Source organism: Methylocystis sp. (assembly GCF_051061285.1).
Lineage (GTDB): Bacteria > Pseudomonadota > Alphaproteobacteria > Rhizobiales > Beijerinckiaceae > Methylocystis.
In genome coordinates, this window is record NZ_JBPFEA010000011.1 from 1 (window position 1) to 16,060 (window position 16,060).

General features: G+C 61.8%; 19 protein-coding genes. 11 read left to right on the forward strand and 8 right to left on the reverse strand.

Annotated elements, in window-relative coordinates:
* The first annotated feature begins 407 nt into the window (after positions 1-407).
* From ACR65T_RS03455 to ACR65T_RS03470, 4 genes are all read left to right on the forward strand, one after another.
* Positions 408-1,022, forward strand: a complete 615-nt coding sequence (locus tag ACR65T_RS03455) for a hypothetical protein (RefSeq protein WP_434495182.1) — start codon at positions 408-410, stop codon at positions 1,020-1,022.
* A 63-nt stretch (positions 1,023-1,085) separates the two neighbouring features.
* Positions 1,086-1,508: a copper resistance CopC family protein gene (locus ACR65T_RS03460; protein WP_434495183.1), complete on the forward strand. Its 423-nt coding sequence runs from the start codon at positions 1,086-1,088 to the stop codon at positions 1,506-1,508.
* A 114-nt stretch (positions 1,509-1,622) separates the two neighbouring features.
* Complete coding sequence (locus ACR65T_RS03465; RefSeq protein WP_434495184.1) at positions 1,623-3,548, forward strand: CopD family protein; 1,926 nt, start codon at positions 1,623-1,625, stop codon at positions 3,546-3,548.
* Positions 3,549-3,664: 116 nt separating this feature from the next.
* Complete coding sequence (locus tag ACR65T_RS03470) at positions 3,665-4,243, forward strand: copper chaperone PCu(A)C (RefSeq protein ID WP_434495185.1); 579 nt, start codon at positions 3,665-3,667, stop codon at positions 4,241-4,243.
* Between the two features lie 138 nt (positions 4,244-4,381).
* Here ACR65T_RS03470 and ACR65T_RS03475 read toward each other — a convergent pair whose 3' ends face one another.
* Positions 4,382-4,615, reverse strand: a complete 234-nt coding sequence (locus ACR65T_RS03475) for a hypothetical protein (protein ID WP_014893014.1) — start codon at positions 4,613-4,615, stop codon at positions 4,382-4,384.
* A gap of 470 nt (positions 4,616-5,085) precedes the next feature.
* Here ACR65T_RS03475 and ACR65T_RS03480 point away from each other — a divergent pair, with 470 nt between their 5' ends.
* The 3 genes from ACR65T_RS03480 to ACR65T_RS03490 all read left to right on the forward strand — a co-directional run bounded on the left by ACR65T_RS03480 (position 5,086) and on the right by ACR65T_RS03490 (position 7,532).
* Positions 5,086-6,288, forward strand: coding sequence for a pyridoxal phosphate-dependent aminotransferase (locus ACR65T_RS03480; RefSeq protein ID WP_434495186.1), 1,203 nt, complete (start codon positions 5,086-5,088; stop codon positions 6,286-6,288).
* A gap of 186 nt (positions 6,289-6,474) precedes the next feature.
* Positions 6,475-7,023: an SRPBCC family protein gene (locus ACR65T_RS03485; protein ID WP_434495187.1), complete on the forward strand. Its 549-nt coding sequence runs from the start codon at positions 6,475-6,477 to the stop codon at positions 7,021-7,023.
* A 41-nt stretch (positions 7,024-7,064) separates the two neighbouring features.
* Entirely contained in the window at positions 7,065-7,532 is a 468-nt protein-coding gene (locus ACR65T_RS03490; protein WP_434495188.1) for a hypothetical protein, read from the forward strand.
* A 26-nt stretch (positions 7,533-7,558) separates the two neighbouring features.
* On the opposite strand, the gene ACR65T_RS03495 is transcribed toward ACR65T_RS03490, so the two are convergent.
* On the reverse strand, positions 7,559-8,152 hold the full coding sequence (locus ACR65T_RS03495; RefSeq protein ID WP_434495189.1) for a superoxide dismutase: 594 nt from the start codon (positions 8,150-8,152) through the stop codon (positions 7,559-7,561).
* A gap of 187 nt (positions 8,153-8,339) precedes the next feature.
* Positions 8,340-8,951 (reverse strand): hypothetical protein, encoded by a 612-nt coding sequence (locus ACR65T_RS03500; protein WP_434495190.1) that lies wholly within the window; start codon positions 8,949-8,951, stop codon positions 8,340-8,342.
* A 384-nt stretch (positions 8,952-9,335) separates the two neighbouring features.
* On the opposite strand from ACR65T_RS03500, the gene ACR65T_RS03505 reads away from it, so the two are divergent.
* A complete protein-coding gene (locus ACR65T_RS03505; protein WP_434495191.1) occupies positions 9,336-9,788 on the forward strand; it encodes a hypothetical protein in 453 nt (150 codons plus the stop codon).
* 7 nt (positions 9,789-9,795) lie between these two features.
* Here ACR65T_RS03505 and ACR65T_RS03510 read toward each other — a convergent pair whose 3' ends face one another.
* Genes ACR65T_RS03510 through ACR65T_RS03520 form a run of 3 tightly spaced genes read right to left on the reverse strand, consistent with a single transcriptional unit; the run spans position 9,796 to position 12,669 of the window.
* The gene (locus tag ACR65T_RS03510; RefSeq protein WP_434495192.1) at positions 9,796-10,737 is read right to left on the reverse strand and encodes a CBS domain-containing protein; all 942 of its coding nucleotides are present in this window, start codon (positions 10,735-10,737) and stop codon (positions 9,796-9,798) included.
* Positions 10,738-10,770: 33 nt separating this feature from the next.
* Positions 10,771-11,586, reverse strand: a complete 816-nt coding sequence (locus ACR65T_RS03515) for an exodeoxyribonuclease III (protein ID WP_434495193.1) — start codon at positions 11,584-11,586, stop codon at positions 10,771-10,773.
* A gap of 6 nt (positions 11,587-11,592) precedes the next feature.
* Positions 11,593-12,669, reverse strand: coding sequence for a YcjF family protein (locus ACR65T_RS03520; protein ID WP_434495194.1), 1,077 nt, complete (start codon positions 12,667-12,669; stop codon positions 11,593-11,595).
* A 231-nt stretch (positions 12,670-12,900) separates the two neighbouring features.
* On the opposite strand from ACR65T_RS03520, the gene plsY reads away from it, so the two are divergent.
* On the forward strand, positions 12,901-13,494 hold the full coding sequence (gene plsY / locus ACR65T_RS03525; protein ID WP_434495195.1) for a glycerol-3-phosphate 1-O-acyltransferase PlsY: 594 nt from the start codon (positions 12,901-12,903) through the stop codon (positions 13,492-13,494).
* Positions 13,491-14,759 (forward strand): DNA-processing protein DprA, encoded by a 1,269-nt coding sequence (dprA, locus tag ACR65T_RS03530; protein ID WP_434495196.1) that lies wholly within the window; start codon positions 13,491-13,493, stop codon positions 14,757-14,759. Before plsY ends, dprA begins: the two co-directional genes overlap by 4 nt.
* Position 14,760: 1 nt before the next feature.
* Here the strand turns inward: dprA and ACR65T_RS03535 are convergent, their stop codons facing one another.
* Together ACR65T_RS03535 and ruvX are read right to left on the reverse strand one after the other, a co-directional pair.
* Positions 14,761-15,006 (reverse strand): hypothetical protein, encoded by a 246-nt coding sequence (locus tag ACR65T_RS03535; RefSeq protein ID WP_434495197.1) that lies wholly within the window; start codon positions 15,004-15,006, stop codon positions 14,761-14,763.
* Between the two features lie 138 nt (positions 15,007-15,144).
* Entirely contained in the window at positions 15,145-15,609 is a 465-nt protein-coding gene (gene ruvX, locus ACR65T_RS03540; RefSeq protein ID WP_434495198.1) for a Holliday junction resolvase RuvX, read from the reverse strand.
* 153 nt (positions 15,610-15,762) lie between these two features.
* On the opposite strand from ruvX, the gene gatC reads away from it, so the two are divergent.
* The gene (gatC, locus tag ACR65T_RS03545) at positions 15,763-16,050 is read left to right on the forward strand and encodes an Asp-tRNA(Asn)/Glu-tRNA(Gln) amidotransferase subunit GatC (RefSeq protein WP_014893028.1); all 288 of its coding nucleotides are present in this window, start codon (positions 15,763-15,765) and stop codon (positions 16,048-16,050) included.
* The last annotated feature ends 10 nt before the right edge of the window (positions 16,051-16,060 follow it).

The window sequence follows — 16,060 nt, forward strand, 5'->3', positions numbered from 1 at the left end:
CCGCGCCGCCTGTCGCGCAAACCAAGCGCAGCTTCCGATGACGACGCGCCTTCTGCGCGAACTTCTGACGCGTCTGCTGCGCGACGGCGCTGCGCCGATCGTCAAGCGGCGTCCTGCAGGCGCCCCGCGAAATCCTGCGTATTGCGTTTGCTAGAGCAAGAAGCCGTGTCCCTTTCGAATGCCTCGATGAGCGGTGCGTCCTTTCGACGCAAATGACGCGGTCGTTTTTCCTCGCGTCAATTTCTGGCATTTGTCAAAAGTAGAATGAGCGTCCAGCGGCGCTGGCGATGCAATGGCGTGACAAAGTCGAGGCGCGAACCAAAAATCCGCTGTAAAAGATCCAGGGCTCAGAAAGGTTCGCCAACAAGAGCGGCAGCCCCGGACTCAATATGGATCGAGGGATGGAAATGAAGAATTGGCGTAGCGTTGCAGCTGCTGTTTTCGGCGCGCTTTTCTCGCTGGCGTTGACGGCCCCGCTGCGCGCATCGGAAGGCGGCGCAGGCCCGGAAGCCATGTCGATGGGCAATATGTGCATGGTCATGTTCGGCTACGACATGATTCACATTACGGCCTATCAACCCGGCAAATCGCGCAGCGAATATTGCGCCGAGATCCCGACCTCCGGACCAACCATTCTGGTGTTCGACATCGAAAATCCGACGTTTCGGGACATGCCGCTGGAACTGCGAATCATTCGCGATCCGCTGACGCCGATCACGAAGGGCACCGATCTCGAGGCGCTGACCGAAGTTTATCGTCCCGCGACCAAATACACCAAGGGCACCTTCAATCTTGAGCACGACTTCAAGGACAACGGCCATTATATCGGACTCGTCACGCTGACCCGCCCCGACGGCACGCAGGAGACGTCTGATTTCAAATTCACGGTTGGCGAAACCTTGTGGGCCTGGGTGCCGCAGATCGCCGGGACCGTGCTCATCGCCGGCATCGTTTTCGTGTATTGGAAGCACACGCATCCCTCCGGCAAGAAGAAGGATGCCGACGCCACCGCTGTGTCTTGATCGCGGCGACATGCGTAAACATCTCAAAACAAAAAGGGGCTCAGGCCTCTGGGGAGGGACGCCATGATTAATGCTGACAGAACTTCGCCGGCGCGCGTGCGCCGTCACGCCGGGTTCGGCTTCTCCGCCGCCGCCGGGGCTTGCGCCATCGTCATAGTAGCCGCGTTTGGGACAAGCTCGGCGCTCGCGCATTCTTTCCTTGTCGACGCTACGCCTTCTTCGAAGGAACATGTCGCGGCGCCGCCAAAGACCATCAAGCTGCGGTTCGGCGGCGGAGTTGAACCGCCTTACTCGAAGATCACCATAGAAGCGCCGGACGGTAAGGTGCTCGCCGAAGGCAATAGCGCCGTTCCCGACAAGCCGCGCGAATTGTCGGCCAATGCGCCGGAACTCGCGCCCGGAAAATATATCGTACGCTACCGCGTGCTCTCCACCGACGGCCACATCGTCGAGGGTAACTATGAGTTCACCGTGGACGCGAAGTAAGCGCCATCGGGCGAGTGACAGGCTCACGGCTACGCTTGCGCGACACGCGGCTCGTTTCTCACTTCTCATGCGAGCTGAAGAGATGAGCGCCAGAGAATATCGGGCGAAACAAAAATGTATCTCTCTCTTGCGGCGATCCGCTTCCTTCTGAGCTTGCCTTCGGCCCTCGCGGTTGGGCTCCTGCTCCTGCCGCGTCTCATCGGCGAGGACGGCGGGCGCTTCAAACCTGCCGTCGCGGCGCTGGCGCTGGTTCGCGCCGTTTTCGGCTTCGCGCTGCTGTATGTCACCGCGCGTGCGATCTTTCCCGCCGATCGCCCGATTGATTTCGACACGCTGTGGGAGTTTACCGTCAACACGAGCGTCGGAAACGCCTGGATCGGGACGCAACTGCTCGCTTTCCTCTTCGCGGCTCTCGCGGCGGCGCGCCTCTTCGTCGCTTCAGATTTGCTCGATCAGGTGACGCTGTGGGTCGGCGTGGTCCTTATCGCCGTTGTTTCGGTGACCGGCCACGCCATCGACGACGGCCTGCCGCGATGGACACAGGTGAGTTTCCTTCTCCACACGGCCGCTGGCCTCACTTGGCTTGGCGGATTGCTCGGGCTCGTCTGGTGGATGTTCACGGCGCGCGGCAAACCGCCGGAACTGGCGGCGCAGCTTGCCGAACGCTGGTCGTTCATCGCAAAGGTCGCTATGGCGATCGTCGCCGTCTCGGGATTTGCGATCGCCTGGGAGAACGTCGGAAGCATCCCGAATATGCTGGCGACTCCCTATGGTCGGCTGCTGACGCTGAAGCTGGTTTTTCTATGCGCCGTCTTGCTCGCGGCGTTGGCGCTCGCGCGCTACATCACGCGCCGGCCTGAAGGCGAATTCGATACCGGCTGGTATACCAAGGTCGGCGCGGGCGAGTCGGTCTTTGCGCTCGCGCTGCTGTCGATCGCCGGTTACATTGCGGTCATCACGCCAGCCGCGCATGAAACCAGTCTCTATTGGCCGTTGCCATTTCGCCTGTCTTACGTCGCGACGTGGGGACAGAATCCAGCGATGTTCAGCCCGATCTGGTGGTGGGGCATCGCCGCCGTCGTTCTTGCGGTCGTCGCCGCGCTGATCTGGTGGACGCCAAGGACGCGCCAGTATCGCCTCTATGCAACGCCAGCCATTTCCGCCGCAGCGTTGATCTCGCTTTCCGTGTCCTTTGCGACAGAGGCCTATACCGACACGTATGACGATCCGACGCAGGACTACACTGCGGAATCGGTTTCGCGCGGGCTCGCGCATTTTCAGGAGAACTGCATCGGCTGCCACGGCGCGCAGGGCGAGGGAAATGGACCGCTCGCCAAGGATCTCAAGAACGAGCAAGGACTCCTCGTGCAGCCGGCCGATCTGACTGCCCCGCATGTCGGCACCCATACGATCGGCGACATCTTCCACTGGCTGACTCACGGCGGACAAAGCGGCGTTATGCCGAGTTTCCGCGAGCAGCTCGACGTCGACGATCGCTGGGACGTGATCAACTTCCTGCTGATGATATCCTATTCGAACCGGTCGCGTTTCATGAGCCCTCAGCCCATGATTCAATGGCTGATTGCGCCGGACTTTGCACTGATCGATCCCGAGGAGGACGTAACGTCACTCTACAGGCTGCGCGGCGTGTCGACGCTGATCTCGTTCGCGCGCTGCGGGTCGCCAGACGGCGATTCAAAGGCGCGCGCCGACAGCGTGAAGATTGCGCATGACGCCGCGAAAGCCGCTGGCGCAAACCAGGTGACGATCTACGACGCGGCCTGCCCGCAGGAGGCGAAAGGTCGAGAGGCGGTTCATCCAAAGGCGGTCGAGACCGCCTATTCGGTGATCAACCGCTATCCCAATGAAACGCCGTCGGAGGAGATCGGGGAGGCGCACTTCCTTGTGGATCGTTCGGGCTACATTCGGGCGCGCTTCCGCACATTTGCCCCCGACGACGGCAACGCTCAGAAACTTTCTGGCCTCGTCGCCGAATTCGCGCGTGAACCCTTGATCGAGATCAGCCTGCACTCGCATTAGCGCGCCATATTGTCGCAAGCGCGAACGAGGCGCGAGGGTATCGGAGCGGCGCGTCCTTCGTCATGATGCCAATCAGACCGGCGAGAGAGAAGTCCGGCGCAAAAGGGAGAAGCGAGATGCTGAAGCGGCGTGAATTTTTGCTGACCGGAGGGACTCTACTCACCGGGACGGCGCTCGGGCTTTTCGCCGGGCGCGGTTCCGCGGCGGCGCATGAGTACGACGTTGGCAATCTGAAAGTGGAGCATCCTTGGCTTCGCGCCCCCGTCGACGGCGACAACAAGGCGCAGTTCTACGCAATGCTGCACAATAATGGCGCGACGCCCGACAGGCTGATCGCCGTCAAGTCAGAAAAATTCGGGAAGGCCGAGATCCACGGCGACCCCAAGAAGCTCGACCTCATCACGCCTGTCGTCCTGCCGCCCAAGTCGAAAGTCACGCTCGCGCCTGGCGGCGCCTATGTGACGCTTCTGGACATCAAGAAGCATCTTGAGGTGGGCTGGGGCCTGGAGATGACGCTCGTCTTCGAAAAGGCCGGCGAAGTGGTTATTGACGCGGCGATCGATGCGCCGGACGCGGCCCATGCACATGACGCCGAAGCGATGGAACGCTGGCAAAAGGCGCATGGCCAGGACTCCGCCGGGCCCAAGGAAGGCGGCGACTCGCATCACGAGCACCATCACATGGAAAAGAAGTGATCGCGGACGAGAGGGTCTTGTCAGCGTAACGCAATCAAAAACCGGCCGCTTGAAAAGCAGCCGGTTTGGAACCCGCCAAAAAGATTGCGCGCGTCGACAGACGCGCGCCTTGCTTGTCGCTTGCGAAATTTGCGGAGATTAGCGGTCGATCGTCACCAGTCGCCCGGCGAAAACGCCGCCGTCGGTCGCAACAGGCGTGGCCTTTTGCGCGGGCGAGCCGATCGGCAGGGCGAAGCCGAGAACGAATGCGGCCATCGCCATGGCGGCGACCAGCAGGAGCGAAACGCGAAACTGGCGACGCGCCGAATCCCTATCGAAGCTGCGCGTGAAGGCGGGCTCCATCTGATCTTCAAATTTGTCAACGAGCGACATTTTCCCTAATCCTCTCGCATTCGCCCTTGTGTAACGCTTGACCTCTCCCCAAGGCCCGCGCGCGATTGACTCGCGTCGCCGCGTTCTCAAGACAGAAACGAGGATGGGCTGAAAAAGTTGCATCATTCTTCGGAAATTTTATAAATTTTTAAGAAGTGCGTGAAACGGAGTTAACACTTGGCAATATTGATTTGATCAAGTTGAGCCAAAGCTCAGTCGCCGATTCGGGCCTTTTGATAAAAGACGGTTGTTTTTACTCAGAAAACACCGATACGCAGCATGGCGAGCAATCACGCCGGCGCGTGGCGCGGCAGAGCGACGATCGCACGCGCGCCCCGCGCGAGGCGGTTGAAAGTCTTCATCAACAATAGAGCCGTGTGGCCCTGCGAGCCTCGTGAATCTCATTGCGACGCTACGCCGCGCAAATTATGGTGCGGCGCACTATTCCCCTCCGCAGGAACTCGACTCCAATGACCTTCCTCGCCAACGCCCTGTCGCGCGTGAAGCCCTCGGCAACGATCGCGGTGACGCAGAAAGCCCGCGACTTGCGCGCACAGGGTCGGGAGGTGATCAGCCTCTCCGTCGGCGAACCCGATTTCGACACGCCCGAGCACATCTGCGCCGCCGCCAAAGCGGCGATCGATCGCGGCGAAACGCGTTATCCGCCGGTGCTCGGAATTCCGCCGCTGCGCGAGGCCGTCGCAAAAAAATTCAAGCGCGAAAACGGCTTGGACTACAAGGCGTCGGACACGATCGTCGCCACCGGCGGCAAGCACATCCTGTTCAACGCTTTTCTTGCGACGCTCAATCCCGGCGACGAAGTGATCGTTCCGGCGCCGTACTGGGTGAGCTACCCGGAGATGGTGGCGATCTGCGGCGGAACGACCGTCTTCGTCGAAACGCGGATGGAGGATGGCTTCAAGCTCCAGCCTGAGGCGCTCGAGCGCGCCATCACGCCCAAGACCAAATGGCTCGTGCTCAACTCTCCGTCGAACCCTTCGGGCGCGGCCTACGCATTCGATGAAATGAAGAAGGTGACGGACGTTCTGCTGCGCCATCCGCAGGTGCATGTGCTCACTGACGACATCTACGAGCACCTCGTCTACGGCGACTTCAAATTCGTCACGCCGGCCCAGGTCGAGCCGGCGCTCATGGAGCGCACGCTCACCATGAACGGCGTCTCCAAGGCCTACGCCATGACCGGCTGGCGCATCGGCTACGCGGCGGGGCCCAGCGCCCTGATCAAGGCCATGGACCTGCTCCAGGGCCAGCAGACGTCGGGCGCCTGTTCGATCGCGCAATGGGCGGCGGTCGAAGCCCTTGAAGGGCCGCAGGACCATCTCGCGGTCTTCCGCAAGGCCTTTGAGGAGCGGCGCGACCTCGTGGTCTCCATGCTCAACCAGGCCAAATATTTGAGATGCCCGACGCCGGAGGGCGCTTTCTACGTGTTTCCCTCCTGCGCCGACGCCATCGGGCGTAAGACCCCCGAGGGGAAGGTCATCGAAACCGACGAGGACTTCGTGACCGAACTCCTGGGAACGCAGGGCGTCGCCGTGGTGCAAGGCTCGGCGTTCGGCGTCGGTCCTAATTTCCGCGTGTCCTACGCCGCCTCGAACGCGTTGCTCGAAGACGCCTGCCGAAAGATCCAGGCTTTCTGCGGAAGCCTCATCTAACCCCACAATGCATTGCGCATTGCGCCCGCCGCTCTAAACTGACGCCCAGCGCGTCAGGCGGCGGGCCGTGGGCGAGTGGCTTCGCCAGGAGAGCGGAGTCTCTCTCGGCCCGGAGAGCGCGGAACTAAATTGCAAGTCCGTGGGCCGTTCGCTCGACGGACTCACGCTCTTGCGGAGACCTGCACCATGACGATTTTCGCTCTCCTTCTCCTCGCTCTCGTCAGCGCGCTGATCGCCTACATCTCCTTCCTGCCCGATAAATTCCGCATCGCCCGCTCGATCGTGATCGACGCGCCGCCGGAAGTGGTTTTTCGCCACATCAACGACTTTCACAATTGGGCCGACTGGTCGCCCTGGGCCAAGCTCGACCCCGATATGAAGGAAGAATATGGAGGGACGCCGCAGGGCTATGGCGCGACCTATTCCTGGTCCGGCAATAAGCAGGTCGGCGTCGGTCAGATGGAGATCGTCGAGAGCCGCCAGGGCGAGCGCGTCGGCATTAAGCTCGAATTCAAGAAGCCGTTCAAAGCCAAGAACGACGTGCAATTCAATCTCAAGCCTTTGGGCGAGGACGGCACGGAAGTCACCTGGGCGATGTCCGGCCACCATGAATTCATGGGAAAGGCGATGTATAAGTTTTTGAACATCGACAAGACGCTTGGGGCGCAATTCGACCGCGGCCTCGCGGACCTAAAGCGAGTCGTCGAGTCGCAGCCGAAAATCGCCGCTGATTGACCGCGCCGAGCGGAGTAGAGCCGCCGCGAAGGAAGTAGCCGATGCTTTTTGGCCTGCAGATCGCTGCGATCACGAGCGTCGCGCTATGCGTGATTCCGACCGGCGCGCATTTTTTCGAACGCGCCAATAAAATGGCGCTTTCGCCGGCCGAATACATGATTGTTCAACACATCTACGCCGGCTGGGCCTATTTCGGAATCGCCGTCGTTCTCGCACTGCTGACGACGCTGGCGCATGCGATCGCCGTTCGCCGTAACCGGATCGCTGCGGTGCTGTCGTTCGCGTCCTTCGTGATGCTCATGGGAACGCAGGCGATCTTCTGGACGTGGACCTATCCTATGAATGTCGCGACGCAGAACTGGACCAAGATGCCGGCGGCGTTCGAGGCGGCGCGACGTCAATGGGAAGATTCGCATGCTGTGGCGGCCGGGCTCGCCTTTGCGGCGCTTCTGCTGCTTGCCGCCTCGGCGCTTGTTCACAGCTCAAAAAAATGCGCGGCGCGCAAATGAGGCGCGCCGCGGGGATCGGATTGACGCTACGCCGCGTCGAACATTTCCTCGACATGTTCCCAATTGACGAGATGGTCGAGAAACGCCTTCAGATAGTCGGCGCGGCGATTGCGATAATCGATGTAATAGGAGTGCTCCCAGACGTCGGCGACGAGGATCGGCGCGGCGCCATGGACGAGTGGATTTTCCGCGTTCGGCGTTTTGCGAACGGCGAGCTTTCCATCCTTCGCTTCGAGCCACACCCAGCCGGAGCCGAATTGGCCGAGGCCTTCCTTTTGGAATTCTTCGCGGAACTTATCGACCGAGCCGAAGGACTCGATGATCGCCTTCTCGACCTTGCCGGGAATGGCGCCGCCGCCATTCGGCTTCATCCACTTCCAATAGTGGTGATGGTTGAAATGCTGGGCGACGTTATTGAAGATCGGCGTGTTGCGATTGTAGGCGGTGACGATCACTTCCTCGATCGGCTTGCCTTCGTATTCGGTGCCTTTCACCAGATTATTTGCATTGGCGACATAGGTCGCGTGATGCTTGTCGTGGTGATATTCGAAGGACTCGCGGGAAAGATAAGGCTGCAGAGCGTCGTAGGGATAAGGCAGATCTTCCAGGGTGAAGGACATAATTCTCTCCTGAATACGTTAGACGAGCGTAGCCTGTCAGCCTCAGCTGCACGCGCTTAACTAAACCCGCGCGCCGCTTGCGGCAATATCGCGAGATCCCGAACGGCGCAGCTATGTTCGCTTTGTTGCGAGAAAAAAGCATGGCTCGTCGGCGACCGAGCCATGCTGCAATCTTCGGGCCGTTTGCTTAGGCGATTGCGTCGCCCGCTTGCGCCTTCTTCTTTGCGCCTGCGCGCAGCGTCCACCACATCAGGCCGACAAGCGAGAAGAAGCCGACGGCGTAGAGGATATATTCGATCAGTCCCCAGAAGGTATAGAGCCCCACTGAGAAGGGAAAGCGCGAGACCCATTCATTGCCAAGATCGTCGCGCACCGTGACGATTCCGACATAACGACCAGCATCCTTGAAGTCGTGTTCGAACGTCATGGTGCCGTTGCGATAGACCTTCGGCTCGATATAGGCGACGGTGATCGCATTGAGGTTGGCCTTTTCTTTCTCTTCGCCGACATCCTTAACAATGCGGATGCCGATCGCCATGTCGCGCAGATCAGGCGAAACCGCGGTGAGCGCAATGACGGTCGGCCCGGTTTTGGCGATGTCCTCGCAAAACTCCGCTTCTTCTCCTGAGCGCTGATAGCCGATGAAGTGCATGGTGTTCGGACCGATCCGCAGCACGCACTCGTCTTGCTCGAGCATCACGCCGCCATGCGCGAAAGCGGCTGATGGCGCGACGAAAAAAGCCGCGGCCGCAATCACTGCGCCGGCCAGCAGCCCGCGCACGCCAGTTAAACTTGTCATCTACGGTTCTCCCCACGATTGCCGACGTCGGCCGGTTTCCGGCGCGCTCTTCCGCCGCACGCGCGCGTCGACGCTGTGAGGATGACGTTTGTATTGATTGATCAAATTACGATGTGACACCATGCCGCATCTTACAAATACTATTATCTAATTGAAAATACACGGTAAAATATACCCCAATGCCGGCATGGCAGATAAATTCAACCACTACATATTGATGTTATATGCAGTAACATGCATATATCTTGTATTCGAATTTTCGCTGCGGCGCGGCGCGGCGCGCGCGTGCAAGTATTCGCGCGTCTTCCCCGGGGACTTGCGTTCCTATGGCGGTCGGCGCGGCTTGTGATAGGTTCCGGCCCGGACAATCACTGAAGGATGGCGATGAGACGATACGGCCTGGGCGTCATTTTTCTCGGGCTCGCGCTTGCGCTCTCCGGCGCCTATGGCATGTGGGCCGGCTGGGATTACATTCAGCTTGAGCGCGGTTGGAGCCTGTTCATCGGCGGCGCCACGGCGGTCTCTGGCGGCGTGGTGACGATAGCGCTTGGGCGCGCAATCGGCGTTTTGGGCCGCATCGCCGATAAAGTTCCGGCGACGCCGGCGCGCGCGGCGGCTGATCTGGTTGAAGACGCGCAGGCGCCGCAACAGCAGCAGCGGCCTGTCGCCGCCACGCCGCCGCCGAAGCCGCCGGTTGAAGTCGACCGTTATATCGCCAGCGGATCCGTCTATGTGATGTTTTCCGACGGATCGGTCGAAGTGCAGACCGATGGCGCGGCGCGGCGCTATCCTTCGCTTGCGGCTTTACGCGCCGACACGGGCGTCGGCGGCGGGTGACGTCCGCTCAATTACGCGCCGCGCTCCACATCAGGAAGAGCGCGGCGTCGCCTGGCAGACCCTCTGGGAAATCGACGATTTGCGCGGCGAGACGAAAGCCGCGGGGGTGCAGTTCATTACGCCAGCGATGAAAAACGTCGGCGGGCTCGCCGCGCAGAGTCGTCGGCCAATTGGGGTCTGGCGCATTGATCGCGCGCCCGCCGTCGATGCAAAGCTGCGACGGAAATCGGATGAGCACATGTTCGGTAAGGCCGGTCGCCGCGCTGCGTCGCGCCTGCTCCAGCATCTCGCGCCACTGCGGGTCGGTCAGCCGCTGACTCGCGAGATCACGAATGCGTTGTTCGCGCAGTTCGATCGCCGCCCGTCGACGCTCTACGCGCTCGAGGTCGAGCTGGCGCTCATGCGCCGCGACGAGTTCACGGAATTCCTGCGCCGTCGCGATGGCGCAGCGATCGCCGGTTTGCTGCGGAAGGGAAATCAGCGGACGACGCCGATGCGCCTCCAAAGCCATGGCGGCAAAACCTCCCGCCATCGCCTCCATGACTTCTTTGCGCAGCACGAGGCCGATGATCTTGTGGCCGTCAACGACGGGAATGCGTTTGAGGCTATGGCTCTCCATAATTCGCGCGATGTCGGGAACTTTGGCGATGTCGGAAATCGATATCGCCGGAGAGGTCATCACTTCGCGCAACGCGCGACCATTCGCATGGAATACGTGCTTGGGCCTGTTGCGCAGCAGAAATGCCGGAATGGCGCCGAGGTCAGGCAGGGGGTGCAGTCGCGCCTGTTCGAGATTGCTGCGCGTCACGATTCCGATCGGCGCCAGCTCGTCATCGACGACCGGCACGGCGCCCAGCCCGCATTCAGCGAGAAGTTTCGCGACGTAATCGAGATCCGCGTCCGCCGTTACATAAGGAAAGTCGCTGTTCATAAGATCGCGCGCGATCATGCCGCCGTCTCGCCTCCCGATCCTCGTGTGCGTTCAGTCCGACAGTTCGATCGTCACCGGCACGTGGTCAGACGGGCGGGTCCAGCTGCGCGCGTCGCGCAGCACGTCTAGACGTTTTAGCCCGCCGCCAAGCGCCTCGCTCACCAAAATATGATCGAGCCGGCGCCCCCGGTTCGACGCCGCCCAATCGGCGGCGCGATAGCTCCACCACGTATAAAGCTTTTCTTCCGCGGGGACGAAATGGCGCATGGCGTCGATCCATGCGCCCGCCTGTAGCACCGCGGTCAGCTTCTCCACCTCGACTGGGGTATGGCTCACGACTTTCAATAACGCCTTGTGGCTCCAGACGTCATGTTCGAGCGGCGCGACATTTAGATCTCCGACCAGCACCACGCGGCCGCGCGCGACCCCTTCGGTGACAATCCACTCGCGCATTTCATCGAGAAAATCGAGCTTGTGCTGAAACTTCGGATTGATGTCGACGTCGGGCTCGTCGCCGCCGGCCGGCACATAGAAATTATGCAGCGATATCGGGCCGCTCCGAGCGTCAATTTCCACGCAGATATGACGCGCGTCGCCCTTTTCGCAGAAATCGCGCTTCTCGACGAAACGTAAAGGCCGCTTCGAAATGACGGCGACGCCGTGGTAGCCCTTCTGGCCGTTGATCGCGATATGCTCATAGCCCAGCGAATGGAGATCCTTCATCGGGAATTCGGCGTCCCGACATTTTGTCTCCTGCAGGCAGAGCACGTCCGGCGCCCGGCTCTTGAGAAAGTCGGCGATCAACGGCAGGCGCAGCCGCACGGAATTGATGTTCCAGGTGGTGATTTTCAGGCTTGCTGCTTTCAATGCGGATCAGCTCTTGGTCTTGTCGCCGAAGAGGAATGGCGCGACGTCCCTGACGCCCGGCTGCTTCTCGGCGATGAAGGGCGTCGGTCGGCAGACGGCCATGGCGGAAAGGCCGACTCGCGCGGTGAGAAGCCCATTCAATACGCCTTCGCCGAGCTTTGCCGAAATGCGTGCGGCGATGCCGTGGCCGAGCGCTTGCTGAAGGATAGAGTCGCCGACCGCCACGCCGCCGGTGATGGCGAGATGCGCGCCGACCGAGCGGGCCAGCTTGAAGAAACCGAGCAGCCCCGGCTTGCCGCCGTAAATCTCCGCGATTTTTCGCATCAGCACGATCGCCTGGCCGACGACGAAAAGCACGTCGAGGAGCGCGCGCGGGCTGATCGCGGTGACGACGGAGACGCGTTTGGCGGCGCCGGCGATCTCGCGCCGCGCTTCTTCGTCCAGGGGCGCGACGAGATTACGCTCGGCGAGCGTGATCAGATCGCGTCCGTCGATAATCCGCTTCAAATAGTCGTTGAGCAGCGCGCGCGCCCGGCCGGTGTCCGGACGATCGTCATAGAGCTTGCAAAGTTCGCCGACGCGCTCGCGCGCAGCCTTGCCGTCATCGCTCGCATGCGCCTCGGCCAGCGCGGCATGCAGCTTGGCGATACGATTCTGCCGGCCGATGGCGCGAAACTCGCGCGTGACGGAGATGAGGGCGGCGACGGCGGCGAGACCCGCAAGGCTCAGTCCCACCATGCCGAGAAGGGCGGAGCGCTGGAACAGGTCTTCGACAAACCCCCATATCCAGAGCGTGAAGGCCAGGGACATAAGCCCGCTGACCGCCGACAAAAAGACGCCGCCCCATGAGAAAACATAGCGGCGCAGCATGCCGTCGGCCTGCGCCGCTTCGACGGCGGCTTCATCCCCGGTCAGGCCGTCCGCGAGCTGGGCGGCCTCAAGCGCGAAAGCGTCAAATTCCGCTTCGACGAGCTCGATAGACGGCCTCCCGGCATCGTCGATCTGCGGCGTCGCCTTGGCGGTGACCGTCTGGTCGCCTTCGAGGCGAAAAGCCCGTGGGCGCGGCCTGCGTTGCTCAGTCATTCGATTCCTGATTTTGGCCTTCTTACCGCCTCGCGTTCGAAAACGCGACGCGCGGATGTGTCGCGCGAGCTTCCAGAGAGCGATTTCAATTAAAAAAGGCGCCCACAAGGCCTCGACGGCCGTCCTGAAATATAGGCGGGCGTCGCGACTGAAAACGCTTATTGCGGCGCGATAGCGCCTCCTTTAGCATCCTGCGGCCTTTCGCTGTCGAGAAGTATCGCGTTTTCACGGATGAACTCCATCATTTACGACATCGTCGCCCTTGCGATCGGCTATTTGCTGGGCTCCATTCCCTTCGGTCTGCTGCTCACGCGCCTCGCGGGCACGACGGACCTGCGCGCGATCGGCTCCGGCAATATCGGCGCAACCAATGTGTTGCGCACCGGTCGAAAGGATCTCGCGGCGGCGACGCTGCTGCTGGACGGGCTGAAAGGCGCGGCGGCGGCGCTCATCGGCGCCTCGCTTTCGCCCGAAGGGGGCATGATCGCCGGCCTTGCGGCGTTCATCGGTCATATTGCGCCGGTCTGGCTGCAGTTTAAGGGCGGAAAGGGCGTTGCGACGTTCCTTGGCGTGCTGTTTGGGCTCAACTGGCCGACGGCGTTGGTTTTCTGCGCCGTCTGGCTGTCGGCGGCGGCGCTGTGGCGTTACTCGTCGCTTGGCGCGCTGACCGCGAGCGCGACGGCGCCCGTGGTCCTGCTCATGCTCGGCCAGGGCGGCGAAGCCTTTACCGTCGGGGTGATGGCCGCAATCGTCTTTTACAGGCATCGAGAGAATATCGCGCGTCTGCGCGCCGGCACCGAAACGCGCATAGGACAGAAGGCGTGACCGAGGCGTCGCCAGGTCGGTTGAGCGAAGCGCAGCTCGTCGACTGGCTGAGGCTCATCCGCAGCGAAAATGTCGGGCCGCGCACGTTCAGACAGCTCATCAATCGCTTCGGCGGCGCCGGCGCGGCGTTGGACGCGCTGCCGTCCCTCGCGGCGCGGTCCCTGCACGGGCGGACCATCCGCATCGCCACCCGTGAGGAAGCGCTGCGCGAGATCGAGGCGGCGCGCGGGCTCGGCGTTCGCTTCGCCACCACGGGCGATCCGGACTATCCGCCGCTGCTTCGGGAAATCGCCGATGCGCCGCCGCTGATCGCAATGCGCGGCGTTTCCTGGACCGCGCAGCGCGACGGCGTGGCGATTGTCGGCTCGCGCAACGCTTCAGCCGCAGGTCTCGCCTTCGCCGAACGGCTCGCGCGCAGCCTCGCGCTCGAGAATTACGTCATTGTCTCTGGCCTCGCGCGCGGCATCGACGCCGTCGCGCATCGCGCCACGCTCGAAACAGGCACGGTCGCCGTGCTCGCCGGCGGCCATGCGCGACCGTATCCGGCCGAACATGCGCGGCTTGTCGAAGAGATCGCCGAGAGGGGACTGATCGTCTCTGAAATGCCCATCGAATGGGAGCCGCGCGGCCGCGATTTTCCGCGCCGAAATCGCATCATTTCCGGGTTGAGCCGCGCGACCATCGTCGTCGAGGCGGCGCGGCGATCCGGCTCGCTGATCACGGCGCGTTTCGCCAATGAGCAGGGGCGAGAGGTCTTCGCCGTTCCGGGTTCGCCGCTGGATCCGCGCGCCGAAGGCGTCAACGATCTCATCCGTCAAGGCGCGACGTTGTGTGCGCGCCCCGAGGACGTGATTTCGGTGCTCGCCGAGAACGCGGGGACCCCGCCGCGCAAGAATCTCTTTGACGACGACTCTCTTGAAGGACAAGACGCTCTGATCGACGAACTGGATCTTTTCGCCGGCCTCGACGGTTCGGCGTTTGAGGAAAGAGCCGCGCCCAAACAATTCTCGCCGCCAAGCCCGCCAGCAGATTGCGTCGCCGATCGTGACGCGCGCCCGCGAGGCGACGAGTCGCCGCAGCGCGACGCGCATGAGGTCATCCTGTCGCTGCTCGGGCCTGCGCCTATCGCGATCGACGATCTCATCCGCGTCGCCGGATTGACGGCGCGCGAGGTGCAGGGAGTCCTCGTCGAACTCGACATCGAGGGGCGCTTGCAGCGTCATGGCGCCAACAGCGTTTCCCTCACACTCAACTATAAGTTGTAAGTCAGGCCGAGCGGTCGATTGGATAGCCGCCAAGCTCGCGCGCCCGCATGTCCGCCTCGGCGCGGGCGAGGTTCAAGAAATAGCAGAGCATGGGCATGTCGCAGCGACTGGCGAGTTTCGCCATTTCATCTGATATATCAGCGATATATGACGCGATGGACGCCGCTTCCTCATTGGCTTTGGCGCTCTCCGCGGTCGTTCCAGGGGTCTTGCTGCAATCTTTTTGAGAAGCATCCGGCCGGGGCATCGCTGTCAGTCTCCACGGACCACGAGGCAGGTTATGAATAGGATAAGCATCAGACTTTCTTATATTTTTCTTCCATCACGCCTATCCCGTGTCAAGAACAAAATTCTATCAAAGGTTGTAATGTTGCGATTGAAGCCGCTACAGACGTTTCAAACGGTCGAGCGCGCCCTGCAGGATATAGGCGGCCGCCATTCGGTCGACGACTTCGGCGCGTTTGGCGCGCGAGGCGTTCTGCGCAATCAATTCGCGCGTTACAGCCGCGGTTGACAGGCGCTCGTCCCAGAAGGCGAAGGGCGGGGAGGCGAGCTTTGAAAGATTGCGCATGAAGGCGCGCGTCGCCTGCGCGCGCGGCCCTTCCGTGCCGTCCATATTGAGCGGCAGCCCGACGACCAGCGCGCAAATATCGAAATCGGCCGCGCGTTTGAGCAAGGCGGCGGCGTCCTGAGAAAACTTCACGCGCCCGATCGTATCGAGCGGCGACGCGAGCCGCCGCTCGACGTCCGAAAGCGCCAATCCGATGGTTTTGGTCCCGAGATCCAATCCCATCAGCCGGCCCTTCGGCGGCAGAAGCGCCGCCAGTTCTTCAAGGGTCGTCGCGTGCATGGTCACCGCGATTCCGCTAACACGCCGCCGTCGTTCCGCAAACTCACTGGCTCCGCGCGTCCGCTTTTTCCCTCTGCGATCGGCTTCGCAACATTGCGCCGCGAAAGGCCAGGCGCTATAGCGCCCGTTGAGACCTTTCTTGCGGAGCCCTAGATGTCCGTTGATTCCGCGACCGTCCGCCGGATCGCCCATCTCTCGCGCATCGCCATCGAAGACAGCGAGGTCGAGCGCTTGCGCGGCGAACTCAACGCCATCCTGGCTTTCGTGGAGACGCTGAGCGAGGTCGATGTCGACGGCGTCGAGCCGTTGACCTCCGCTTTGCCGATGCAAATGAAGAAGCGGGCCGACGTCGTGACCGACGGCGGCATCGCCGATGAGATTCTCGCCAACGCGCCTTTGCGCGAGGATCATTATTTCGTCGTGCCCAAAGTGATCGAATAGCGCTTGTCGC